Source organism: Aquibacillus sediminis (genome assembly GCF_005870085.1).
In the GTDB taxonomy this organism is placed as follows: domain Bacteria; phylum Bacillota; class Bacilli; order Bacillales; family Amphibacillaceae; genus Aquibacillus_E; species Aquibacillus_E sediminis.
On the sequence record NZ_SZNM01000006.1, the window covers coordinates 161,657 to 186,739 of the forward strand.

At 37.7% G+C, this 25,083-nt stretch carries 22 protein-coding genes and 1 tRNA gene; 17 read left to right on the top strand and 6 right to left on the bottom strand.

All coding sequences use genetic code 11. The features are described from left to right. Positions 1 to 63: 63 nt before the first annotated feature. Together FCI53_RS08955 and FCI53_RS08960 are read right to left on the bottom strand one after the other, a co-directional pair. Positions 64 to 1,239, bottom strand: coding sequence for an MFS transporter (locus FCI53_RS08955; protein WP_138417981.1), 1,176 nt, complete (start codon positions 1,237 to 1,239; stop codon positions 64 to 66). Positions 1,240 to 1,530: 291 nt separating this feature from the next. Further along, on the bottom strand, positions 1,531 to 1,884 hold the full coding sequence (locus FCI53_RS08960) for a hypothetical protein (protein ID WP_138417983.1): 354 nt from the start codon (positions 1,882 to 1,884) through the stop codon (positions 1,531 to 1,533). A 387-nt stretch (positions 1,885 to 2,271) separates the two neighbouring features. On the opposite strand from FCI53_RS08960, the gene FCI53_RS08965 reads away from it, so the two are divergent. The 3 genes from FCI53_RS08965 to FCI53_RS08975 all read left to right on the top strand — a co-directional run bounded on the left by FCI53_RS08965 (position 2,272) and on the right by FCI53_RS08975 (position 4,577). Next, positions 2,272 to 2,664 (top strand): OsmC family protein, encoded by a 393-nt coding sequence (locus FCI53_RS08965; RefSeq protein WP_138417985.1) that lies wholly within the window; start codon positions 2,272 to 2,274, stop codon positions 2,662 to 2,664. A 139-nt stretch (positions 2,665 to 2,803) separates the two neighbouring features. Continuing rightward, entirely contained in the window at positions 2,804 to 3,634 is an 831-nt protein-coding gene (locus tag FCI53_RS08970; RefSeq protein ID WP_138417987.1) for a YfkD famly protein, read from the top strand. A 664-nt stretch (positions 3,635 to 4,298) separates the two neighbouring features. Beyond that, on the top strand, positions 4,299 to 4,577 hold the full coding sequence (locus FCI53_RS08975; protein WP_342774190.1) for a transposase: 279 nt from the start codon (positions 4,299 to 4,301) through the stop codon (positions 4,575 to 4,577). A gap of 14 nt (positions 4,578 to 4,591) precedes the next feature. On the opposite strand, the gene FCI53_RS08980 is transcribed toward FCI53_RS08975, so the two are convergent. Continuing rightward, the gene (locus FCI53_RS08980; protein WP_138417991.1) at positions 4,592 to 5,407 is read right to left on the bottom strand and encodes a mechanosensitive ion channel family protein; all 816 of its coding nucleotides are present in this window, start codon (positions 5,405 to 5,407) and stop codon (positions 4,592 to 4,594) included. Between the two features lie 118 nt (positions 5,408 to 5,525). Here FCI53_RS08980 and FCI53_RS21400 point away from each other — a divergent pair, with 118 nt between their 5' ends. From FCI53_RS21400 to pdaA, 4 genes are all read left to right on the top strand, one after another. Continuing rightward, positions 5,526 to 5,687, top strand: a complete 162-nt coding sequence (locus FCI53_RS21400) for an SE1561 family protein (RefSeq protein WP_171038118.1) — start codon at positions 5,526 to 5,528, stop codon at positions 5,685 to 5,687. Between the two features lie 201 nt (positions 5,688 to 5,888). Continuing rightward, positions 5,889 to 7,196, top strand: a complete 1,308-nt coding sequence (locus FCI53_RS08985) for a Na+/H+ antiporter family protein (RefSeq protein WP_138417993.1) — start codon at positions 5,889 to 5,891, stop codon at positions 7,194 to 7,196. A 215-nt stretch (positions 7,197 to 7,411) separates the two neighbouring features. After that, positions 7,412 to 7,576 (top strand): hypothetical protein, encoded by a 165-nt coding sequence (locus FCI53_RS21405; RefSeq protein WP_171038119.1) that lies wholly within the window; start codon positions 7,412 to 7,414, stop codon positions 7,574 to 7,576. Positions 7,577 to 7,919: 343 nt separating this feature from the next. Then, entirely contained in the window at positions 7,920 to 8,705 is a 786-nt protein-coding gene (gene pdaA / locus FCI53_RS08990) for a delta-lactam-biosynthetic de-N-acetylase (protein ID WP_138417995.1), read from the top strand. A gap of 255 nt (positions 8,706 to 8,960) precedes the next feature. Here the strand turns inward: pdaA and FCI53_RS08995 are convergent, their stop codons facing one another. Both FCI53_RS08995 and ppx read right to left on the bottom strand, forming a co-directional pair. Further along, positions 8,961 to 11,048 carry an RNA degradosome polyphosphate kinase gene (locus FCI53_RS08995; RefSeq protein WP_138417998.1) on the bottom strand — a complete coding sequence of 696 codons (2,088 nt, stop codon included), beginning with the start codon at positions 11,046 to 11,048 and terminating at the stop codon, positions 8,961 to 8,963. Between the two features lie 31 nt (positions 11,049 to 11,079). Beyond that, entirely contained in the window at positions 11,080 to 12,624 is a 1,545-nt protein-coding gene (gene ppx / locus FCI53_RS09000; protein WP_138418000.1) for an exopolyphosphatase, read from the bottom strand. Between the two features lie 135 nt (positions 12,625 to 12,759). Here ppx and FCI53_RS09005 point away from each other — a divergent pair, with 135 nt between their 5' ends. Next, entirely contained in the window at positions 12,760 to 13,644 is an 885-nt protein-coding gene (locus FCI53_RS09005; protein WP_138418002.1) for a DNA-3-methyladenine glycosylase family protein, read from the top strand. Positions 13,645 to 13,756: 112 nt separating this feature from the next. Here the strand turns inward: FCI53_RS09005 and FCI53_RS09010 are convergent, their stop codons facing one another. Then, on the bottom strand, positions 13,757 to 15,136 hold the full coding sequence (locus tag FCI53_RS09010) for a tetratricopeptide repeat protein (RefSeq protein WP_138418004.1): 1,380 nt from the start codon (positions 15,134 to 15,136) through the stop codon (positions 13,757 to 13,759). A gap of 161 nt (positions 15,137 to 15,297) precedes the next feature. Here FCI53_RS09010 and mbcS point away from each other — a divergent pair, with 161 nt between their 5' ends. The 9 genes from mbcS (at position 15,298) to FCI53_RS09055 (ending at position 24,005) form a co-directional block, all read left to right on the top strand. After that, positions 15,298 to 16,878: an acyl-CoA synthetase MbcS gene (gene mbcS, locus FCI53_RS09015; protein WP_138418006.1), complete on the top strand. Its 1,581-nt coding sequence runs from the start codon at positions 15,298 to 15,300 to the stop codon at positions 16,876 to 16,878. 880 nt (positions 16,879 to 17,758) lie between these two features. Next, positions 17,759 to 19,885: an ATP-dependent Clp protease ATP-binding subunit gene (locus FCI53_RS09020; RefSeq protein WP_138418008.1), complete on the top strand. Its 2,127-nt coding sequence runs from the start codon at positions 17,759 to 17,761 to the stop codon at positions 19,883 to 19,885. 383 nt (positions 19,886 to 20,268) lie between these two features. Continuing rightward, positions 20,269 to 21,120: a dimethylarginine dimethylaminohydrolase family protein gene (locus FCI53_RS09025; RefSeq protein WP_138418034.1), complete on the top strand. Its 852-nt coding sequence runs from the start codon at positions 20,269 to 20,271 to the stop codon at positions 21,118 to 21,120. A gap of 97 nt (positions 21,121 to 21,217) precedes the next feature. After that, positions 21,218 to 21,421, top strand: coding sequence for a PLDc N-terminal domain-containing protein (locus FCI53_RS09030; protein ID WP_342774187.1), 204 nt, complete (start codon positions 21,218 to 21,220; stop codon positions 21,419 to 21,421). Then, positions 21,421 to 22,257 (top strand): ABC transporter ATP-binding protein, encoded by an 837-nt coding sequence (locus FCI53_RS09035; RefSeq protein ID WP_342774188.1) that lies wholly within the window; start codon positions 21,421 to 21,423, stop codon positions 22,255 to 22,257. Before FCI53_RS09030 ends, FCI53_RS09035 begins: the two co-directional genes overlap by 1 nt. Positions 22,258 to 22,332: 75 nt before the next feature. Continuing rightward, positions 22,333 to 23,109 carry an ABC transporter permease gene (locus tag FCI53_RS09040; protein ID WP_138418010.1) on the top strand — a complete coding sequence of 259 codons (777 nt, stop codon included), beginning with the start codon at positions 22,333 to 22,335 and terminating at the stop codon, positions 23,107 to 23,109. A gap of 127 nt (positions 23,110 to 23,236) precedes the next feature. Beyond that, positions 23,237 to 23,309 (top strand) — tRNA-Ala (locus FCI53_RS09045). A gap of 122 nt (positions 23,310 to 23,431) precedes the next feature. Further along, positions 23,432 to 23,698: a type II toxin-antitoxin system Phd/YefM family antitoxin gene (locus tag FCI53_RS09050; protein WP_138418012.1), complete on the top strand. Its 267-nt coding sequence runs from the start codon at positions 23,432 to 23,434 to the stop codon at positions 23,696 to 23,698. Next, on the top strand, positions 23,685 to 24,005 hold the full coding sequence (locus FCI53_RS09055) for a type II toxin-antitoxin system RelE/ParE family toxin (RefSeq protein ID WP_138418014.1): 321 nt from the start codon (positions 23,685 to 23,687) through the stop codon (positions 24,003 to 24,005). The genes FCI53_RS09050 and FCI53_RS09055 overlap by 14 nt, the downstream gene beginning before the upstream one ends. Positions 24,006 to 25,083 lie beyond the last annotated feature (1,078 nt).

Consider the following 25,083-nt stretch of genomic DNA (forward strand, 5'->3'; position numbering starts at 1 on the left):
TTAAGGTGAGAACTGTAAAAGCTACTCACTCAATTTTTTATATAAAAAAGAGCTCAGGACCCCCTAACTAGTCATAGGGGACCCAAGCTCTTTCTTTTTCGTCGCAATGGCAAACAAGACAAGCAGTAACATTCCCATAATCACATAGAAGAAAGAGGTGTTTGGGAAAATATCAATAAATATACCACCAAAATAAGGCCCTATGATGCTACCAATACTAAAGGCAATCCCGCACATAATATTGCCGGCAGGTAGTAGTCCCTTTGGAAGTAGGTCAGTCATGTACGAAATTCCAAGTGAGTATAAGGAACCAATACACATCCCGCCAAGTGCAAAGGTGATAAATAACCAGCTAACCGAATGTTCTAATTGGGAAGCAAGGAAAAATACAAATGCTCCTAAACTAATAATAATCATAAGTAATTTTTTCCGTCCTAATCGGTCACTAAGAATCCCTAAAGGAATTTGCGTAATTAAGCTGGCAGCAGCAAAACATGGAATAATTAGCGAAATCATATCGACATCATGTCCGATCCGCATGCCATAAACAGGAAAAATGCCGTGCAAAGTAGATTCCAATACACCGTATGTAAAAGGTGGAAGAAAGGCTACCCAAGCAATTTTCCATGTTTGCCAAAAACGCCCGATAGATGATGTTGCGTTTGAAGTATTAAGGTCTTCCGTATCATTAGGAAATTCATTGCGGACGAACAACATCAATGACCACACTGCTAAACAAAGAACCGCAGCAATGATAAAAGGAAGACTTTGATGAATGGCGAGTAGTCGTGTCATCAAAGGACCAATCGAAAACCCAACGCTAAAGAAAAGGCCATAATACGCAATGTTTCGCCCTCTACGTTCTGGTGCAGATGTGGAGGTAATCCATGTTTGTGTACCGAAGTGAAGCATTTGATCGCCAACTCCAATTAGCAACCGTAGAATAAACCAAAACCATAGTGATTCCCACAAAGTGAAAAAAGTTAGTGAAAGAATGACGAGCAATCCGCCAGTTAGAATTAACGGTTTATATCCTACTCGCTGAAGTGGTTTTTCCATAAATGGGGAAGCAATGAGTACCCCGATATATAGACCTGTTGCATGTAACCCATTCACAGAAGATGGGACACCAGCTTGTTCGAGTATGACCGCTAATAATGGCAAAATCATTCCTTGAGAAAATCCTGATATGGTTACTAGACCAATTAAAATCCAAAAACGTTTATTTGATGGTGACATACGTTGTACTCTCCATTGAAATTTTTTTCTTAAACGAACTTTTTATAATGTTTTATTACTCTCTATTGTACATAAGCTGTATTATGTGCACGAACATTTATATTAGTTTTTTAATTGTTGTTTTAGTCATGATAATGTGTATTTAGGTTTTTCTTGATAGCACGTATTTATAGAATTAGCATACATTATCCAGCGCTTTTTCTTTAGACCCTATACATTTAGAGATTTTTCTAACATAATCTAGCTTTTATTCTCAAGAAGCTGCGTAATTAGGGAATTTTCTAACATAATCTAGCTTTTATTCTCAAGAAGCTGCGTAATTAGGGTTTTTTCTAACATAATCCAGCTTTTATTCTCAAGAAGCTGCGTAATTAGGGAATTTTCTAACATAATCCAGCGTTTATTCTCAAGAAGCTGCGTAATTAGGGAATTTTCTAACATAATCCAGCGTTTATTCTCAAGAAGCTGCGTAATTAGAGATTTTTCTAACATAATCCAGTTTTTATTCTCAAGAAGCTGCGTAATTAGAGATTTTTCTAACATAATCCAGCGTTTATTCTCAAGAAGCTGCGTAATTAGAGATTTTTCTAACATAATCCAGCGTTTATTCTCAAGAAGCTGCGTAATTAGAGGTTTTTCTAACATAATTCAGCGTTTATTCTCAAGAAGCTGCGTAATTAGAGGTTTTTCTAACATAATCCAGCGTTTATTCTCAAGAAGCTGCGTATTTAGGGATTTTTCTAACATAATCCAGCGTTTATTCTCAAGAAGCTGCGTAATTAGGGACTTTTCACGCATTATCTAACGCTTTCTCACTTGATTCCGCTTGATTCCGTATTTTGGAAAATCCACTGAAAGAATTCACCAAATATTCCTAGATAAAGTTATGAATATTTGGTGAATTCTTTTTAAATCAGCACCCTTTAATGTAATATGGAATTAACAAAAGGTCAATTTTTATGCACTGTTGTAGAAGTATTTATAGACCATGGCCTAACAGGGAAAGCTAGAAAAAAAGGAGGAGATGATAGGATGCAATTATTTTTAAAAGAAACAGGATTTCGAATGGCATTTCCATATGGTAACTTGGAGGTTTCAGGTAATGAGGATTATGGTTTTAGACCATATGAATTAATGATAGCTTCGATTGCGGGGTGCAGTGCATCAGTGTTTCGAAAAGAGTTAGACCGCAAGAATATTGAGTATGACGATATTTCAGTAACGATAGAGTATAAAAGAAATCCTGAACAAGCAAACAGAATTGAGAAAATTGAACTTCAATATATTGTGAAAGGTCCCCACCTAGATGATGAAAAGCTCTACAATAATCTTGACATTGCCCATAAGAATTGTTCTATGATTAGGTCGGTTGAAGATAGTATTGAGATTCAACATACACTTGAATCCATCGAAATAACTCGCTAAAAGCTAGGAAAGGCTGTTTGTTTGGTACGCGTCCAAAAATAGTCTTTCCCAAATTTTAGCAGTGGTGCTGTATCACTGATCTGCATAACGGACGTGCATCCCGAAAATACTAATAAAAAACAAGAAAGGATTGGGATGCATGAAAAAATTTATATCCTATTTAATTTTAGTACTTTTATGTAGTGTAATTGCTCCCTTATCAATACATGCTGAAGATGCAGAACAAGAAGATCAAGAAGAAAGCGAGAGCGAAAGCAAAGAAGAACAAAAGGAAGATAAAATTCCGAGTCATGTGTTAACCATTTCAAAGGAGAATACTTATCCAAATTCGACAAAAGATGAAGTAGTTCTTGAGCCGAGTGATTTAGTTGAAGAGTTGATTGAAGATGCAGAGGTAAAAATTGAAAATCCTGATTTAATCAAAATGTTAAATGAAACGTCCTTAAAACCGTCCCCAATTGCTTTTGGTTATCGTGGGATGATTTATTTAGGACATTGGCCATTGAGCTATAAATCAGATGAAACGAACGTTAACTGGGAATACCAGAAGATTAATACAAATGAGTTAAACAATCTTGGTGGCGATAACCAAAAGACGATGAGTTACAATCAAAAAGAAGAAAAGCACGTAAAAGGTGGCTTAACAGCTAAAATTGACCGTCCAGATCAAATTAAGAAAATGATGTTGTTAAACGCTAAAGAAAATGTTGACCTACCATTATCCTTTCACACTGTTGTAGGGAAAGGCACGAAAAAGGATAATTCCTATGGCGTTCCAGTAAAGAAAATCGGTTCCTTAAGTGCTTTTGCACCAGCAGTCAGTGAGAAGGGACAGGTTACATTTGGTGAAGTTTATGTGGAACTAAAAGGATCGAAAAAGCGACTTGTAGTTAAAAATGTAACGAAACAAGGAATTGGAGCATGGATCCCTGTTCAAGATCACTTGTCTTTTTCTTTTCAGCTTAAATAATTAGCGGGTGGAATGATTAAAAGAAAACGCTCATTGGTTTTTGAAAAACTGATGAGCGTTTTCTTTATCCCGGTGCAACCGTTCGTAAGACTCCCATTTCAAAGCATGTTATGAAGTAAAACGGTCGCTAACCCCCGATTGGTTTCAGGTCCTGTGGTTGCAATTTGATCAAACGAATCCAGTCTTTCAAAGCATGTTATTTTGTCACAATAACTATAGAATCCGACGTAACTCATAACCTAATTACTCATATTCACCGAAAATTTTAAGCCAGATGTTTACAATTAACTAGTGGCGCCTATATTTGAGGCGAAATTTCCTCCTAAATGTGCACGTTTATTGGGTATTCGTCTATATTTAAGGTGATTTCCCTCCCTAATGTACACGTTACTTGAGTTTTCGTGTACATTAAGATCAATTTTTAAGCTAGATGTGCACGTTTCTTGAGTGTTCGTGTACATTAAGATCAATTTTTAAGCTGGATGTGCACGTTTCTTAAGGTTTCATCTTGTTCTACGTCGGAGTTCCTATCAACTGCGACACAAAATAGCCAAAAACCAACTTGCCAAAAAATAGCTAGAGTTTAATCGCATTAGCTTCATTACCTGTTTAAACTTCTTATCGTAGGATAAGAATGATACTGGAGGTGATCCATGTGAAGTTTATGTTAATGATCAGTAGTATTATTTTGCCAATTATTATGGTTATATTGCAGCGTAAATGGAACAAGATTCAAGTTTTATTTCATGTACTAGCCATCATTTCAGCACTTATTTTTGGCAACATTGCAGCCATTGCCATTTATACCATCATTCAAGATGGGACAGTGTTCATGACAAATATCCATGGTTTATTTCTAAACCCATTTTTCCTGATGACAGGGGCCTATTTAGGATTGTTCACAGTTTATCGAATGATCCTGAAGCTTGCTCAAATAGTATAGTGAACCCCTTCAAACTATTTGAGATAAACGCGTTGTTCTGCCATTGAAATCTGGTGTTCAAACATTCCTGTTGCGATCATTTGCCGTGCTTGTTTTGCTGCGGTGAAATACAGGTTGTCATCGCAAAGCCCTGTTATGGTGTATTGGTAGCCATTGAATTGGTTGTTTAGTGAAGATAATCCATAAACTTGAAAAGCTTCAACAGGATTTCCATTGTCATCTTTTTTTAAGTAATCCACTAACTCTTGATTAAGCTTTTGACAAATTTCGTCTAGAACAGCCAAAACATGGGCAGGGTGTTCTTGAAAGCTAACGGTAATATGCTCAATCACCCTCATCTTATCGATATTGAAATTTTCCATTGTTTGTAGTTGACCATGACTAATCGTTAACAATACACCAGACCATTCCCGTATCTTTAAAAAGCGAAAGCCGATCTCTTCCACAGTACCTTCGAACGTTTCGTTTACTCGGACCCAATCCCCTTTATGTGCTTGCTTCTCATAGATTAAAAAGACTCCGGCCAAGAAATCCTTTATTAAGTGTTGCGCACCAAAACCAACAATAATACCGAGTACACCTGCACCAGCTAATATTTTTCCTACTTCCACATCAAATACACGCAAGACATAAAAAAGATAGCCAAAAGTAGCCGAATACTTAATAATCGAGTATAGGACGGATTCAATCGTTTGCTCTTTTTTATCACGAAAAAAATCTGTTTTCTGGAAAAACTTGCTGATTAATTTGCGTGAAATTCTAACAATGAATAGGGTAAGCACAAGAGCAAGTATAATTTTTGCGATGGAGTGAACAAGGATTTGTTCCATAACAAGACAACTCCTTATTATTGTCCTATAGTGTATTAATTTCTGTCATGAAACGTTCGACAATGGTTAGACTATCTACTAAGATGGATACGGAGATATATGCAAAGGAGTTACAATCATGGAAAATACAAATGAAAAATTAAATCAGTTAAAGTCTTATTTAAATGGATTTATGACAAAGCTAGATAACTTAGATCCAAGTGAAACTTCTGTCCAAGATATTGATCAATTAATTGAGATTGTGGAACAAATGGAAAAAAACTTAAAAAAAGAAGGATGAAGCATGTTTTGAGTGATGGACACATAAAGATTAAATGACAAAGAGAAAAAGTTTCGTCCCCACTAATACTTTGTTTCATGTCTCTGGGTCACTCACTTTTAAAATATGCCAATAACCGGTAATTAAAATTACCGGTTGATTTTTTTTGTATTACGCTTTATCATGGTAGAGTGTTAAAGAGAAAAGAGAGGGGCATTCACTATGGCATCAGTCGTCATCATATCTGTACTCGTCATGACTGTACTAAGTTTGGCAAGAGTACACGTCATTTTAGCAATTATTATTGCTGGATTAACTGCAGGACTGCTTTCGGGCCTATCGATTGTAGATGCTGTTGACCTTTTTGTAGAAGGTATGGGAGGGCAATCAAATACAGCATTAAGTTATATCCTATTAGGTGCTTTTGCAGTAGCGATTAATTATACAGGAATAACGAACCTATTAGTTAAAAATTTAATTCGTTTATTAAAAGGTAAAAAGGCATTTATGGTGTTAGTAATTGCAGCTATTGCATCGTTATCACAAAACGTGATTCCAGTTCATATTGCATTTATCCCAATATTAATTCCGCCATTATTAAAATTATTCGATGAAATGAAACTGGATCGTCGTGCGGTAGCAACTGCATTAACATTTGGATTAAAGGCACCATACATGATGATTCCAATTGGATTTGGTTGGGCATTCCACACCACAATCAAAGATGCGGTGGAAAATAGTGGGCTGTCGATTTCGATGGATGAAATAGCTATATCGATGCTCATTCCAGGTGCAGGGATGATATTCGGTCTGTTAATTGCAGTATTTTTCACGTATCGCAATGATCGAACGGTCGAAGGTATTGGAAAAGAAGTAAATCTATCTTCTGAAGAAAAACAAGTACCGACTTTTAACATGCAGCACTTATTAACTTTAATTGCTATTATTGCTGCACTAATTGTTCAAATTATAACGGAAAATCTTATTATAGGTGCATTAACAGGATTATTGCTTATGTTTGTATTTTTTGTTGTTCCATTTAGAAAAGTCGACAATGTGATTAGTGATGGTGTGGTCATGATGGGTAACATTGCGTTTGTCATGTTAGTGGCATCAGGCTTTGGACATGTCATTCAAGAAACAGGGGCTGTGACAGCGTTGGTAGAGGCATCTTCTGATTTACTTGGAGATAATAAAGCGGTGATTACCTTCGTCCTACTATTAGTTGGTCTAGTTATTACGTTGGGAATTGGTTCATCATTCGGAACAGTACCAATTCTAGCCTCCTTATATGTACCAATTTGTTTAGCGGCCGGTTTTTCACCAATGGCTACGGTTGCGTTGATCGGGACAGCTGCTGCGTTAGGGGATGCTGGATCACCTGCTTCAGATAGTACGCTTGGACCAACCTCAGGGTTAAATGCAGATGGCAAACATCATCACATTTGGGATACTGTTGTACCAACTTTTATCCACTTTAATATACCAATTTTTATTTTTGGTTGGGTTGCGGTGTCATGGATCTTTTAATGCGTTACTATTTATAAAAAAACAAGCATAGTATATAGGAGTGCGAGTTGTATAACAATTTGCACTCCTTTTAATGTTGTTGTAAAAACGGAATGTATTTTTGTCGAATAGGTTGATTCAGATAAACGAATTTAATGAATGTTATGTTAAAATTAAATTGTGGAACTTTGTTTAATCAATAACGTTAGTTAAAATGTAAAAAAAGAGGTGATGGTATGAAATGGGTAGGTTTAACGTTAATGATATTGGCAGCTTTGGTATATTGGGTTTCAAAGGCCATTCATTTAAATCCTGTTTTCACAAATGTTTCTTTAGCATCTGTAGCTTTGGGTGCTATCATAATGGCTAGCGGGGTAATCATTAGTAAAGGTGATAAATAGGTTAACTACTTGTTTTTGTTTTCTATTTTTATTGTTCGCTTGTTGTGGAAATATATACGAAAGAATGTTACCGTTTTCCTCTCTAGAAACTAAACTTGCACTATTTACATTTTAACGATCGGTGCAACCGACCGTAAGACTCCCGCTTAAAAATATAAAGTGGGAGTAGAGTTTCGCTTTCACTTCGATCGGTTCAAGGGTCTGCGGGTTACCCTTATAATACTCACCGTTCAGTGGGAAGTGCAAAAACGCCCCACTGATTGAAGTTTCACTTTATATAGGTGTAGTGTATAAAAAGGGCAATTCGGCGAGAAAATAAGAGAAAAAAACGGGTGGTTTTTATATGAGACATACATTCATTTTTCTCCTAAGTTGCTTATTAATAATAAGTATATTCCCCACTTCTACATCGGCAAGCTATGGTTGGGGATATAATAAGAGTACGAATAATCAGCCACCTAAGGCAGGAAAATATGGTGACATTTTAGAAGAAAATGGGAGTTATTACATTGATCAATCAGGAGATAAAGAAATTTATCTAACGTTTGATAATGGATATGAAGAAGGGTATACAGAACAAGTACTAGATGTGTTAAAAGAAAAAGATGTTCCAGCAACGTTTTTTGTTACGGGGCATTATGTTACTAGTAATAAACAGCTAATGAAACGCATGGTTAAAGAAGGGCATATTGTTGGAAACCATACGTACCACCATCCAGATTTAACGACGATATCTAAACAAGAAATGAAGCAAGAATTAGATAGTTTAGAGGATGCAGTCGCAGAGGTTACCGATCAAAATTCAATGAAATATGTGCGTCCTCCTAAAGGTACATTTAGTGAACAGTCGCTACAATGGGCTAATGAACTTGGATATATTCACATGTTTTGGTCGTTAACGTTTGTTGATTGGAATACGAACAGTCAACAAGGATGGCAACGTGCATATAAAAAGGTTGTGGATCAACTTCACCCTGGTGCGGTCATCTTACTCCATACTGTCTCTAAAGATAATGCAGAAGCGTTAGAACACTTAATTGATGATATTAGGCAACGAGGATATACATTTAAAAGCTTAGACCATTTAGTAATGAAGGATATGGTACCGACATCGTTATATGGTATGTAATAGGAGCCCTCTGGCAGATGCTAGAGGGTTTATTTGTGTTTTAGGAAATCGTAGTCGTTGGTGAGGTCCTGGATTAATCAAGAAAAGGAGTGTCACGGTAGGTTCGGTGAAAATCAGGGAGCGAATCAACCGAGAGAGTGTCAGTCACGGTAGGGTCGGTGGAAATCAGAGAGCGAATCAACCGAGATGCACCTGTATTAAAATGAAAAAAGACCGCGTAACCATCACGCGATCTCTCCTAATCTTTATTCGATTTTACATAGACTCCTCATTATCAGAACGATGACATAATGCCAATTGGCTATTTACTTTCGCTTGGCCTTGCTTAGGCAAAACATAATGATAAGTCCCATCGCTTGCTAATTGTCTAGCTTTTACATTATCGCTTAGTAGTAGCAGCAAAATGTCTTTAATACGTTGCTTAATCGAATTGTCGACAACAGGAAAAAGCACTTCTACACGTTCAACCATATTTCTTTTCATCATATCTGCAGATGAAAGAAACAGTTTTTCATCACCACCATGGTGAAAGTAGTAGATGCGACTATGCTCTAGGAAACGCCCGACAATACTAATCACAGTTATATTGTCACTAACGCCTTTGATACCTGGTTTTAGACAACAGATCCCTCGAACGATAAGGTCAATTTTGACGCCAGCTTGGGAAGCTTGGTAAAGTTTTTTAATTAATGGTTTGTCTGTCAGAGAATTCATTTTCGTAATAATTCGGCCATGGCCTTCTTGGTGATGGTAATTCATTTCAGCATCAATTAAGTCAATAAACTTCTGACGCATCTCGAAAGGCGCGATCGATAAATGGTGGAATATTGGTTTTTCGGTATAACCACTCATATAGTTGAAAAAATTAGTCGCATCGATTGCGAATTTCCGTTTGGTTGTGATTAAGCCCATGTCTGTATATTGTCTAGCGGTTTGGTCGTTATAGTTGCCTGTTCCCAAATGGACAAAACGTTGGGGTTTCTCCTGTTGTTTACGCACAATTAAAATCACTTTACTATGGGTTTTTAATCGGTCCATCCCATAGATCACATGACAACCCGCTTGTTCCAATTCCTTTGCCCAATGAACATTTTGTTCTTCATCAAACCGTGCTTTTAGTTCGACTAGTACGGTTACTTGTTTCCCTGTCTCTGCTGCACGTTTTAACCCAGAGATAATCGGGGAGTCGCCACTAACCCGATACAATGTCTGTTTAATTGCTAATACATCTGGATCATCAGCAGCCTGTGTTATTAAGTCAACAACTGGTGTGAAAGCTTCATATGGATGATGAATAAAAATATCCCGTTTAATGGCAGCATCAAAAATATTTTCGTGTTTCTCTATAGCTTGAGGATGGTTTGGTTCAAAAGTTGGGAAGGTGAGTTGTTTGTGGTCACTCGATACTTGCTGGTAAAAGCTAAACAGAAACGTTAAATCCAGTGGACCATTCACCTTGTAGATATCTTTTTCTTCCAGTTCAAGTGTATTTTGTAGAAATGTAATTGTTTCAGGGGCATGTTGATGGTTGCGAACTTCAAGGCGTACAGCTGCCCCACGTTTTCGTTTCTTTAATTCTTGTTCCATTGCTTCCAATAGGTCACGTGCACCATCATCACGAAAAGTAAGATCGGCATTGCGTGTAATTCTAAATTGTGTAATCGATTGTACGTGATAACCTTGGAAAAGTTTATTGATAAAGGTGCTCATAACATCTTCAATTAATAGGTAATGGTGTTGATTGTTCAATTGGACATATCGTCCTAAAAGCGCTGGTACTTGTACAATCGCCATATGTGACGTTTTGTGCTCCCTAATGGACTTTAATGAAACAGCAATGTTCATGGAACGATTCATCAACATTGGAAACGGCCGATATCTGTCAATCGCCATTGGTGTTAAAACTGGATAAATGTATTCATCAAAGTAAATCTCGAGATTCTGTTTTTCTTCCTTAGTTAGCGAATCCATTGTCCGTAAGTAAATGTTCTCTGATTCTAATTCTTTTTGTAGCTGATCAAAGCTATGGTATTGCTGTTCCACTAATGAATGATTCAACCTTGCAATGTGCTCTAGTTGTTCGGTTGGTGTTAGTTTTGCGGTTGGATCAGGGGTATGATGCCCAAATTTTAGTTGATCCTTTAACCCGGCAACACGTACCATATAAAATTCATCTAGATTGGAACTAAATATGGCAAGGAATTTCAGACGTTCTAATAGTGGATTCGTTGTATCTTGTGCTTCTTCTAATACGCGCTTGTTAAAAGCTAACCAACTTAGTTCACGGTTGAAGTAGTGATTAGGATTGTCTAAGCTATTGTTTGAATGTTGGAAGGGTGACATCTTGTATCATCCTTTGTTGGTAAATTGTCCACTATTTATTTGCTGCATCATCTTCTGTAGTATTTACAAAAGTAAGTTCAATATTTTTGTCTAGTTCTCTTTCAAGATGTTTTTTCTGTTTTTCAGCTTGGTACTCCTCAGGCATCCAATCCTGGTCACAGAACACTTTAATTGTTAAGGTATTGTTCGTTGCTGTGCCATCTAGTTGTGTCACAATTTTTCGATTGGTTGTATTTAAACTGTATCCGAATTTTAGAAGCGCCCCTAATAGGCGTAACTTTCTTTGTTCCTGTTTGGTAAACCAATCCTCCACAGGTTCGATAAACTGTTTAAACACCGATTTACTTTTAAACGATGCAATTAGTGCTAGTTGTAAACGATCGCGGTGCATGAGACCATCCATTGTGCGGTTGGCCAGTAGATAGAAAGTATGTTGTGCACTTGATTCCGAATCGATATAATCACCAAGGTTAAAGACATAACTAGCTAAGCTCAAAAGTTCCCAGTCCTGTTTTGTTAACGGATTGTCTAATTCGATAACGTCATGTAAATACGAAACTAGTTGTTGTACGTGGTTGCTTTTATTAGCGTCTAAATCATAATAATGAACGAGTTCTTGAATACTATCTTCCACCACATCTGGTAAAAGGTCTGTTCCTATATGGTCTGCCAGTTGTTGATAAAACATACCATCTCGAAGACCCTTCCTACTTAGTATGAAACTTGTAGCGCCCACTGTCTCGAATAGGCAGTCAAACACTTCGATTGCAGGAAGAATAATATCTGCACGGTCTTTTGATAACCCCTCGACTTGCTGGCGTTGTTCAATCGTTCGTTGACTGATTAGTTCGCTAATTTCTTTTATATCTGTTCCTTGCATTTGGTATTGGTGCAATCCTGCAAATGGGTAATTTTTTCGATGTTGATCGATTTGTACGACATTACGGGCACTGCCGCCTATTGCGATGATTGGAACTTGTTTATTGGTAAGCCATGGTAGCGTATCAAATTGTTGATACACAAAGGATCGTAATGCTTGTCGTTCTTTATCCGTTACAGGATCCTGATTGAAAAAATCCTTCAATGTAATAGTCCCGAATGGAAAACTATGTGATTCGACGATTTCTCTATTTTTAAAATAGGTTAGTTCTGTACTTCCGCCACCAATGTCTATCGTGATCCCATCTGTAATTGATGTTGAATGTACGACTGCGAGATAACCGAAATAGGCCTCTTCTTGTTCAGATAGTATTTTTATCGTTAAGCCAACCTCTTGTTGTATTTTATCAAGGATGGATGCTTTGTTGGTGGCTTGGCGGATCGTAGCAGTGGCAACACAGACCAAGTCTTCGAGTTGATAGGTTTGAATAACTGCTTTGAAACTTTGTAAAGCAGTTTGTAATTTATTTATTCCTTGATCGGTAAGATGGTTGTTCTGATCAAGGTGATTACGTAACCGAGCAACAGATTTTATACTTTCAACGTCACGTAAACGACCAGCATTTTCTTGTGCATAAATGACAAGTCGTATTGTATTAGAGCCAATATCTATAATGCCGAAATAATTTTTATTCATGTTTATCACCTGCCTATCGATTAGATTGTGATAGATGGCGCATTCGTAATCATGCAATCGATGAATTCAAAAATTTGGTTAGTAGTGGTAACATTTGGTACCCTAACACCACTAATATACGAAGGAGTAAAAAATATGTGGACAGAAAAAATGGCATTAGATACGATCTATGATTTTGATTATGTGTTAAAACGCTTGGCAATGGACCCGTTACATGTTGTGGACCTTGATGAAAAGTATATCTACATCCCTGTTTTATTACCGTCAGGAAAACACGTTGTCAGACTCACCTCTCTTGGGACGACCACACAACCTGTTGTGGAACTAGCTAGTGACAGCTTGGAAGAAAAATCAAAACTAATCGATCATGTTTTCGATCTATTCCGGTGGCAGGTGAATTTATCTGACAAAGCCAACCATTTTAAAGGAACCAATTTAGAGTCCCTTTTCATTCGACGATATCCTGGAACTCCGGTAGTGAAAGAATTTCATCCATATGCTTCCTTAATGAAAACGATTATTCATCAACAATTAAATATGGCATTTGCCCATACTTTAACGCGAAGGTTTGTCGAACAGTACGGCTCTAAAGTGGAGGGGGTTTGGTTTTACCCAACACCAGAAGAAGTGGCTAGTATTAGTTATGAAGACTTACGTCAGTTGCAATTTAGCCAACGGAAAGCGGAATATGTGATTAATACGAGTAGGTTGATTGTGGATGGGGAATTAAACTTAGAACAGTTAGCGCAAGAATCGGACGAACAAGTGATGAAAACCTTAGTGAAAATCAGAGGGATTGGCAATTGGACAGCAGAGAACTGGCTGTTATTCGGTGCTGGACGTGAAGATTTATTACCGAAAAAGGATATTGGGATTCAAAATGCTTTGAAACATTATTTCGGAATGGACCGAAAACCTACGTTGCAAGAGATTGATGACATGAGTAAGGAATGGATGCCATTTCGTAGTTATGCAACGCTGATTCTATGGCGAACGATGGAAGAACGGCAGATGGGGTGAACATGGACCTAGGAGAGAGAAGTAAGGTAAGGGGGGTAAGGCAATTAGCGGAAGGGGGGATCCTCAAGGATAACTTCGGATCACGATTCCGCTAACCCCTTAGCACTGGCTGTTATTTTTTCATCTGGATAAGTAACTGCTGGTAGGCATCCGCCTCTTTTTCCCTTCCTAATTGCTGGTAAGCCTTCGTTAGCGACTTTACTGGTTCAGGGTTGGTTGGATTTAATTCCATTTCCCATTTAAAACAGTCAATCGAACGTTCGTATTGGTTGAATTCCTGATACAGTTGGCCTAATGCACACTGCCCGTCAGGATCATCTTCTAGAGCCTTCATTTTGGCTAGTTTTTTCTCAATTGGTAATGGAATACCGGCATCATGAAATGGAGCAAACCAATCGATAATTGTTTCTAAACGATAGTTGTTGAAAAAAGCTATAACACAATGATTGACTGTGGATTCAAGCAATTTATAATCTGGTGCAAACATTGAAAGTATTTTTTTGTTTAATGAATGAAAATACGGATGTAAGATTTCCGGTTTTGCTGTTGAAAAACTGGCTGCAATCTTTGGTAGTTGGTCCTGACTAGGTCGGATTTCAGATGTCAATACGGTGTGAATGATCTCTTCGTCTGTGCCATGTGTGAGTGCAAGGTCAAGTAGATGCTGACGGACAAGAGTGTGTTGGTCAGCCTGTTCTACTAATGAAGTGAGTAAGTGTACTTGTTGGTGAGGTTCGAAATGTTCTTGGATCAAATTTTGTAAAAGAATAAAATCCTGATCTTTTGTTATGTTTGTAAATTGTTTCAGTCGTAATGCAAGTTCATCCATCCAACGTCCTTGCTCTTGATAGAGGTCGAATAGTTGTTTTGCATAGCTAGGATGATGATAGGAATCAAAACAAACAGACTCTAAATAAATGGAATCAGTTTTCTTCAACTTGTCGAGGTCTTGATACATCACTTGATAAGATTGGAATTGCAGATTGTTTAACATCGATTTAGGGAAGGTATCCTCATTGTCATACATTTGATAAATTTTAAGGATTTTGAAAGCGGCTAATAATTGTCCATTGCGGCGATATTGATAATACAACTTCTTTATTAATTTATTTAATTCACCTTTAGGGATAAAAGAATCAAAAAATGTAAATATAAGCGCAGTCTCAGAAGGGGAATATTTTTGTTGAATTTTCTTAAGTAACGGATTGAAACGAGAATGAGAATAGTGCTGGTGTTTAGACAGTAATGCTTGTGTTAACGGATGGTTAGCATCAAAGGTGATCCCTTGGGTAAAGGCTTTATGTACATGGGAGTTTAGGACGATCTTATTTGCTCTTATGCCATTGAGGAAGTTGTATTTATAAAAAACTAAATAATAACTATTTTGCTTCTTGTCGATTGCTTCGACAATTTCACTTTGTTTATAGATAGACATTCGTGTTGGCTGTAAGTGGATATCTTTTTTATTAACCGTTAGTGTGATGGTGGTCATAGAAACGCCTCCTTATTATTTCCATCATAACATAGATTACTTCATACATCGAAATGGAATTAGCCCTTTTCTGAAAAGTAGAAACCTGCTATAATAAGATAATTATGACCTAGTACTAATATCTAGTGAATATTACTAACTAATAAAAAAGGGTGATAGCAATGAAAAGAGAAGATTTAATTGCCCCAAAACATTACAATATTGCAACTGAAATAGAAAAATATGCGAAAAATCCGAACCATCAAGCTTTAATTTGGGAAGATGACGAGGGGAATAAGAAAGAAATTTCCTATACAAATTTGATCAAGCAAGCAAATAAAATTGGAAATGTATTGAAGGAGCAAGGTTTAAAAAAAGGTGACAAAGTACTTGTGATGATGCCACGACTAATCGAAACCTATCAAGTATATATTGCTGCTTTAAAGCTTGGCGTGATTCTCATTCCAAGTTCTGAAATGCTACGAACAAAAGACTTGCAGTATCGTATTACCCATGGTGAGGCTAAAGGAATTATTAGTTATTATCCATTTGTTGATCAGTATAAACAGATCAAGGAATATGATCAGTTGAAAAAGTTTGCAGTTGGCAAGGCGGTAGACGGCTGGTTAGATCTTGATAGCATGATGGAACAAGCTTCCGATCAATTGGAAACAGTACCGACAGATAGTGGGGATACAGCCTTTTTACCATATACGTCTGGTACAACAGGAAATCCAAAAGGCGTGGTACACACACATGCGTGGGGATTTGCTCATTTACGAACCGCTGCAGACAATTGGTTAAGTATTAAGGAAGGCGACAGAGTATGGGCAACGGCTGCACCTGGTTGGCAAAAATGGGTTTGGAGCCCATTGCTATCTGTGTTGGGTACAGGCGCAACAGGATTCATTTATAATGGCAAATTTGATCCGAAGAAATATTTATCACTACTTGACCAATATGAAATGAATGTTCTATGTTGTACTCCAACGGAATACCGTCTAATGGCTAAGGTCGATAATTTACATGATTATACACTTGAGTCCCTTCATAGTGCAGTTTCTGCAGGGGAGCCGCTTAATCGAGAAGTGATTGATACATTTAAAAACAATTTCAACATAACGGTTCGCGATGGTTATGGTCAGACAGAAAGCACGCTATTGTTAGGATTTTTAAAAGGAATGAAAGTCAAGCCAGGTTCAATGGGAAAACCAACACCAGGTAATGAAGTCGTCTTAATTGATGAGGATTGCAATAAAGTAGGAGTTGGAGAAGTTGGAGATATTGCGATTCCACTTGATACTCCTGCGTTATTTAAAGAATATTATAAAGATCCTGAACGTACAGCTAAGGCTAAACGTGGTGACTATTTTGTTACAGGTGATCAAGCGAAAATGGACGAAGAAGGCTATTTCTGGTTTGAAGGACGTAATGATGACATCATCGTAAGTTCTGGCTATACGATCGGACCTTTTGAAGTGGAAGATGCATTGGTCAAACATGCAAAAGTCAAAGAATGTGCGGTTGTCGCAAGTCCTGATGAAATCCGTGGCAATGTAGTCAAAGCATTTGTTGTTTTACAAGAAAATGCCGGTAATGCCGATGAGGATCTAGTTAAGGAATTACAAAAACATGTCAAAACATCGACTGCACCGTATAAATATCCAAGAAAAATCGAATTCATGGATGAATTACCAAAAACCTCCTCAGGCAAAATTCGCCGTGTCGAGCTACGAGAAAAAGAACAAATGGCAGTTAAATAATGTTTAACAAACTACCAATTCGTAAACAGTGTTTATGGGTTGGTAGTTTTTCTTTTGAATTATTATATAAGCTATATTATATGAAGTAAGTTCACTTCTTATCTTGTTGAGTGATAATATGCCGCTGCGGAAATACACTACGCTTTCCATGGGGGGGCTGGTGAGCCTCCTTGAAAATAAAGAGCCATTTTCTGCGTGCGATGTATCGCTGCCGAAGCCTTCCTTGTCCTCGTTCGTTCCTCACTGCGGGGTCTCACCGATGCCACTAGTCCCATAGGAGTCTCCGTGTATTTCCTCCGCTGTTTGTGTACTATAAACATTGTCAGAATTTATAGTCTAAAAAGTTTAAGGAACTTCTATAAAAACGCTACATGTGGCATTATTATGTACGCAGATAAACGCCTAATATTTTTTTCTGCCAAAGTTCATCGATAATCAGAAAACTTATAACAGTGGAGGCAGAATACGGAGACTCCTCGAAAATAAAGACCAATTTTCTGCGTGCGATGTATCGCTCCGAAGTCTTCCTTGTCCTATGGGAATAGCACGAGCTGAAGATCCACTTGGTAAAGTGGTTTTCTTTACCAAGTTAGCTGAAGCTGTGCCCATGGAAAGCGGAGTATTCTGCTGGAACGATTGTTTTGCACTTATTTCAATTAGACTGCAAGAAAGTAAATTCGAGCATAGTTCATGCGTATAAAACACCTTATCTGCTAGTAGTCAGAAACTGTAATGAAAAAATTTGATCAAACCTCTTGAAAGTCAAAAAAGGTCAGAGTATAATACAAGTACAAGGTCAAAGATAGTCAAAGTCAAACATTGACCAATAAAATCAAAACAACCATTAAACTAATTTTTCTAATTGAAGGAGGAATGACTCATGCAATGTCAACATTGTGGAGTTCGTGAAGCGAATATTAATGTAACCCTTCGATTTAATAATCAAATGCAACAACTACACGTCTGTGATAAATGTTTTAAAGAATTGAAACAACAAGCACACAATCCAGCTGGTTTCTTCTCGGGACAAGATAACCAAGATTTCCAATCATTCTTTGGCGGAGGACCAGGATTCCAAGCGAATCAAGGTCAGCAACAAGCTTCCCAAGGTGGAAAAGGTGGCGGCTTGTTGGACGAATTAGGTCGTAACTTAACACACGCAGCTAAAGCTGGTTTAATCGATCCAGTTATTGGCCGTGACCAAGAAGTAAAACGTGTAATTGAGACATTAAATAGAAGGAACAAAAACAACCCAGTCTTAATTGGTGAACCAGGAGTAGGTAAAACAGCAATTGCTGAAGGTTTAGCATTGAAAATTACCAATGGAGATGTACCATCCAAATTAATGAATAAAGAAATCTATATTTTAGATGTAGCATCATTAGTTGCTAACACAAGTATGAGAGGGCAATTCGAAGAGCGAATGAAACAACTAGTTTCAGAACTACAAGAACGAAAAAATGTGATTCTATTTGTTGATGAAATTCACCTATTAGTTGGTGCAGGTACAGCAGAGAGTTCACAAATGGACGCTGGAAACATTTTAAAACCAGCACTAGCACGAGGCGAATTACAACTAGTGGGTGCTACAACACTCAAAGAATACCGTCAAATTGAGAAAGATGCTGCACTAGAGCGTCGATTCCAACCGATCATGGTCAAAGAACCAACAACAGAAGAAGCTGTACAAATTTTACAAGGATTACAAGATCGTTATGAAGCATTTCATAAAGTCAGCTATTCAGAAGAAGCCATTCAAGGGGCGGTAACCTTATCACAACGTTACTTACAAGATCGTTTCTTACCTGACAAAGCAATTGACTTAATTGATGAAGCAGGCTCTCGTTTGAACTTAACCCAATCTGAAACAGATGCAGAATCAATCCAAAAGCGTTTAGATGAAATTTCTAAACAAAAACAAGAAGCAGCTGAAAAAGAAGACTATGAAACGGCAGCCCATTTAAGACATCAGGAAATTAAATTGGAGAAAAAACTAAACGACGCTGAAGAAGAGCCATCAGCAGAGGTGACCGTACAAGATATTCAAGAAATTATTGAAGAAAAAACAGGTATCCCTGTGACAAAGATTCAAGCAGATGAACAACAAAAGATGAAGAATTTAATTCCAAATCTTTCTGCCAAAGTAATCGGCCAACAGACAGCTGTTGAAAAAGTAGCCAAAGCTGTTCGTCGTAGCCGTGCAGGGTTGAAATCGAAACATCGTCCAATTGGTTCGTTCCTATTTGTCGGACCTACTGGTGTTGGGAAGACAGAACTAACAAAAGCATTAGCGGAAGAACTGTTTGGTACGAAGGAATCGCTTATTCGTCTGGATATGAGTGAATATATGGAAAAACACTCCATATCTAAAATCATCGGTTCACCACCAGGATATGTAGGCCATGAAGAAGCAGGTCAATTAACAGAGCGTGTGCGTCGTAATCCGTATAGCTTAATCTTGTTAGACGAAATTGAAAAAGCACACCCTGACGTGCAAAACATGTTCCTACAGATCATGGAAGATGGTCACCTAACAGATAGCCACGGCAGAAGGGTAAGTTTTAAAGAAACAGTCATTATTATGACAAGTAATGCAGGAACTGGTGATAAGAAAATTACGGTAGGCTTTAATAGCGACAATAATGAAGCTGTGTCAACACTTGAAACATTGAGTGCATACTTTAAACCAGAATTCTTGAACCGGTTTGATGCGATCATTCCATTCAATCAACTTGAACAAAACGACTTGATTCAAATTGTTGATCTAATGATTGACGAATTAGCTGAAACATTAAAAGAAGAAGACCTAACCATCACAGTTACAGATGAAGCGAAACAGTATCTGGCTGACAAAGGTTATGACCCACGTTTCGGTGCACGTCCATTACGTCGTGTCATCCAAGACCAAGTGGAAGATAAAATTACGGATCTAATCCTAGATGAAGAAGACGTGACATCTATGAAAGTCGATTTCGTTGACCAAGAAATCCAAGTAACGAAAAATTAACAAGAAATTTTAACAAAGCCACCTATTCAAGCGCATCCCCCTTTTTGCGTGAGAATAGGTGGCTTTTTTTGTTGGTTGGGTTTGGAAACAAGCTTCGGCTTAACTTCACAGGAATTCGCGGCGGAACCTCATTCCATTATTTAACAAAATCTCCCTATTTTAAAGGATGAAAGTGTTTTTTATTCCGCCCCAACTTACCTAATGCGTCGGTGAATTTAATTGATATAAATATCGATTATTAAAATTGGATGTTTTGGAGAAAACAAAAGGTAGGGCAGTGTTAACAGAAATGAGTGGCCTTTGTCATTTTTTGGTATACTTAAAGAGGACAATAAGGAATTATATAATATTTCTATCATGATATGGAGGTAATAGATGTGGCTATGCAATCGTCTGAGCAATCCAATCAGGTAAATTGCCAAACGGAATATGATGTACTAAAAAAAGTTATTGTTTGTCCACCGAAACATATGCGAATTGGTACGGTTATTAATGAAACACAAAAACGTTATGTATCAGAGAATATTAATGTGGATATTGCAATGGAACAACATCGGCAGTTTGTCGATGTGATGAAAAAAAATAATGTTGATGTGATTGAATTAGAAACAGAGGAAAAGCTAAATGAGCAAGTTTTCACTCGTGATATTGGATTCACAGTAGGCGAGCAGTTATTTGTTTCCGCAATGGGAAGTGGGATTCGTACTGGCGAGGTTGGTATTTTAAAGGGAAGACTCCACCAGGACAACATTCCATTTAAAGATTTAGTACAAATGTCGATCGAAGGTGGCGATGTTGTCATCGATAAGGAAAAGGTTTGGGTGGGGCTTAGTACCCGTACGACTTTAAAGGCAACTGAGGCATTACAAGCATTGTTACCAAACCACCAAGTGATTCCAGTCTCTTTAGAGCGAAGAATTCTACACTTAGATTGTGCGTTCAATATAATTGGTGATAATTTGGCATTGATTTATCCGAATGCTTTTTCGAGTACGAGGGTAGATAAATTAAGAGAACATTACGAGTTGATTGAAGTAAATGAAGAGGAACAGTTCACATTGGGAACAAATGTGTTATCAATTGGAGAAAAGAAAATTATCAGTATGCCACAGAACAAGCAAGTGAATAAAGAAATGGAACAAGCGGGATTTGATGTTATAGAAGTGGAATTTAATGAAATAATAAAATCAGGTGGTTCTTTCCGCTGCTGTTCTATGCCATTGTTACGTATGTAACAGAAAAGGAGGTCGAGTGCTAGTGCTTGGCCTCTTTTGTGTTATTTGAAGGCCTTCCTGAATATCGAATAGATAAAAGCGTATCATACTAGTGGGGGTGAACCTATTGGAAATAGCGGAAGTTTTACCAATATTAGCACCACTATTTCTATTAGAAGCGATACTTGCGATTGTGGCTATTATTTCATGGTTTAAAACCGATGAAACCAATGGTCCGAAGTGGATGTGGCTTCTTATAATCCTATTGATCAGTATTATCGGCCCAATCTTATTTTTTGTGATTGGAAGGAGACAGCGCTAATGGCGATGATTAACGTAGAGAAATTGAAAAAGCAATTCGATGATAAAGATGTTGTGAAGGGGCTGTCCTTTTCGTTGGCGCCGGGGAAATGTGTGGCTTTATTAGGGCCAAATGGTGCAGGTAAAACAACGACATTACGATTGTTATCAGGGTTGTTGAAGCCAAGCAGTGGATCAATTCAATTTGAAGGAATCAATCAAACTGCAGATATCCGTGCACACATTGGGTATTTACCGCAATATCCCATCTTTCATGAGTGGATGACTGGTAAAGAGTTTTTAGTCTATGTTGGGCAATTAGCCAAACTATCTAAAACAGAAGCGTCTGAGCGAGCGGATCAATTATTAGAAAAAGTCGGGATTGCCGAAGCAAAGCACAGGCGGACAGGTAAATATTCGGGTGGTATGAAGCAGCGACTTGGCATTGCCCAAGCTATGATTCACAAACCAGCATTAATCATGTTGGATGAACCTGTATCATCTCTTGATCCAATTGGTCGTCGTGAAGTTTTAACGTTAATGGAAGAGTTAAAACAGGATACAACCATCTTGTTTTCGACCCATATTTTAAGTGATGCAGAAGAAATTAGTGATGATTTGCTATTAATGCATCAAGGACAAATTGTCGAGTCTGGTTCGATACGCGAGCTACAAAATAAGTATCAAACAGACAAAATACATGTCGCTTTTCAAGTTAAAGCAGATACATATTTGGATAAACTTCAAGCATTGCCGTCGATAACAGAGGCCGGCCGTGGTAGAACGGGAAGAAATTCAGTTACTAGTAGAAGATACTGGCCAGGCCCGTGCACAAATTATGCGGTTAGTTGCGGATGAGGATTTACCATTAATCAAGATTGATGTCAGTCGTACGTCACTGGAAGATTTGTTTATGAGGGTGGTGAAGTAAACGTGCAATGGACAACCATCTTTAAAAAAGAAATGTTGGAATACGCACGGAATTATAGCTGGATATGGGTGCCGATTGTGTTTATTATCTTGGCGATTATGGACCCACTCACTACTTATTATTTGCCAAAGATCTTAGATACGGTCGGAGGCTTGCCTGAAGGAGCAACTTTCGACATCCCACAACCTCCTCCAGCACAAGCACTTTATATGAGTTTATCAGAGTTTAGTATGTTTGGTGTTGTGATCGTCGTTTTGATCACAATGGGTACCATTGCTGGAGAACGACAAAGTGGGGTAGCAGAACTTGTGTTAGTGAAACCTGTTGGTTATTTTACTTACATTAGTAGTAAATGGGCTGCCAAGCTTTTATTGATTTGGAGTTCGTATATCGTGGGGATGCTGGCAAGTTGGTACTATGTTAACTTGTTGTTTGGCGAAATCGCCTTTACGACTGTTGTACAAGTGATTTTATTTTACGGATTATGGCTAACACTTGTAACTACCATCACCATCTTCTTTAATACGCTAGTGAAGACACCATTACTTGTTGGATTTCTGTCGATTGCGGTGATGATTGCTATGAGTGTAGTGAATAGCGTTTTTTCGCATCGTCTTATATGGTTTCCGAACAATCTGAGTTCTTACATTTTACAAATGATGGATACAGGCACAATTCCAACAGATTTGTGGGCGACAGCCTTGATAATTATTGGGTTGATTGTGGTCTTGTTAGTGGCAGCTTTATTTACGTTTCGAACGAGGGAAATGGCGAATTAGTGGGGCTCTCTTGTGAAAGAGGGCTTTTGCTGGTGGTTTAGTGATAGGTGGATTTTGATAAAAAATGGTTGTCATCGGTAGGGGATTTTTATATAATGTAATTGTTGAAAAATTCATTAATCCTTATGGGGCATTAGCTCAGCTGGGAGAGCGTTTGTCTGGCAGACAAGAGGTCAGCGGTTCGAGCCCGCTATGCTCCATCGATTAAAAAAACGTAACCAAAAGTGGTTGCGTTTTTTTTTTGCTTTTATAATACGATTTTGTGCGTTGTGACATAATTATGCTATAATTATGTCAATAATGATTATAGGAGTTGATTTCAGTGCCTGAAATTCGACCAATGAAGGATTTAAGGAATACTAATGAGATATCTGATCTCTGCCATAAAAGTGGAGAACCGATTTATATAACGAAAAATGGTTACGGTGATTTAGTCGTGATGAGTATGGATGCTTATGAAAAAAAACTCGCCAAATTAGATATGTATGAGAAGCTTGCAAAGGCAGAAAAGCAGTTAGAAGATGGTGAGGATTTATTAGATGCAGAAGAAGTGTTTAAAGGGTTAAATAAGAAATATGGACAAAAGTAATTATTCATTAAAGGTTACCCCTGTTGCAAAAGATGATTTAGAAGCGATATATGAATATATATCAAATGAAATTTTTAATGAACCTGCTGCAAGGCAACTTTTGAACAAAATTGAGTCAGCCTTCCTGAGGTTGAGAGACTTTCCTTTTTCCTGCAATTATGTAGCTGATGAAACATTAAAAAATAAAGGCTATCGAAAAGTGATTGTAGATCATTACATAGGGTTTTATATCGTGGATGAAACAAAGCAAGAAGTAATTATCATGAGAGTGCTATATGGAAGGAAAAAATATCAAGATTTTATATAGATGTTAATTATTTGGTGCAGAGTAACTCTGATGGATGGCGTTTGTCTGCCAGACAAGAGGTCAGCGGTTCGAGTCCGCCATGCTCCATCGACGAAAAAAGCAATCTACTTTTGTTTAGTCAAAAGTAGATTTTTTTAATGCATTCATTTCTATTCAAGTATGAGGATTTATGGAGGTTCAAGTGACTAACGGAATGAGAGCCCGAAAAGTAGCGCAAAACAATGATTTTGAAGGGGATAACGGAATGAGAGCCCACCTTGGTGAACAAAGTGGTTCGTCATTCCGTTAAAGGTGCCAAAAAAGGCAAATAGTAGATAGAAGCGGTTCGAGATTCCGTTATTGGTATGAAAAGAAGCAAAAATAGGGTGGAAAAGCTTGAATAGGGGAAAGAGAGCCCGGAAAATAGCGCAAAACAATGATTTTGAAGGGGATAACGGAATGAGAGCCCACCTTGGTAAACAAAGTGGTTCGTCATTCCGTTAAAGGTGCCAAAAAAGGCAAATAGTAGATAGAAGCGGTTCGAGATTCCGTTATTGGTATGAAAAGAAGCAAAAATAGGGTGGAAAAGCTTGAATAGGGGAACGAGAGCCCGAAAAGTAGCGCAAAACAATGATTTTGAAGGGGATAACGGAATGAGAGCCCGCCTTGGTGAACGAAATGGTTCGTCATTCCGTTAAAGTTAATTCTAGATTAATTTCTATTAAGTTGATATGTTCGTGCACGTTCTTTGCCACTGACAACAACTAAAATTCGTTTCGTTACTAGTCCATGTAAGACTTTTCGAGCATGGCGGTCGCAAATGTGAAGGTGTTTTGCAATCTCTGTTGGAGTAATTGGTCGTAGCATGCGTCGGCAATAGCGTATAACTTCTGCTTCCAACCAGGATAAATCAGAAGGTGCTTCACTCGAAATAAATTTGCCAATAAAAGAGAGAATCAGTTGTTGGCATTTTAAAATGGTACCTGTAGTTAGGACACTTGAAAAAGAGTGTTTAAACTACAGGTATTTTTTTATATACTTAAGTTTCAAGATATGGGGAAAAGAGGACAACATGAGTAAAATAACATTTTCAACTAGA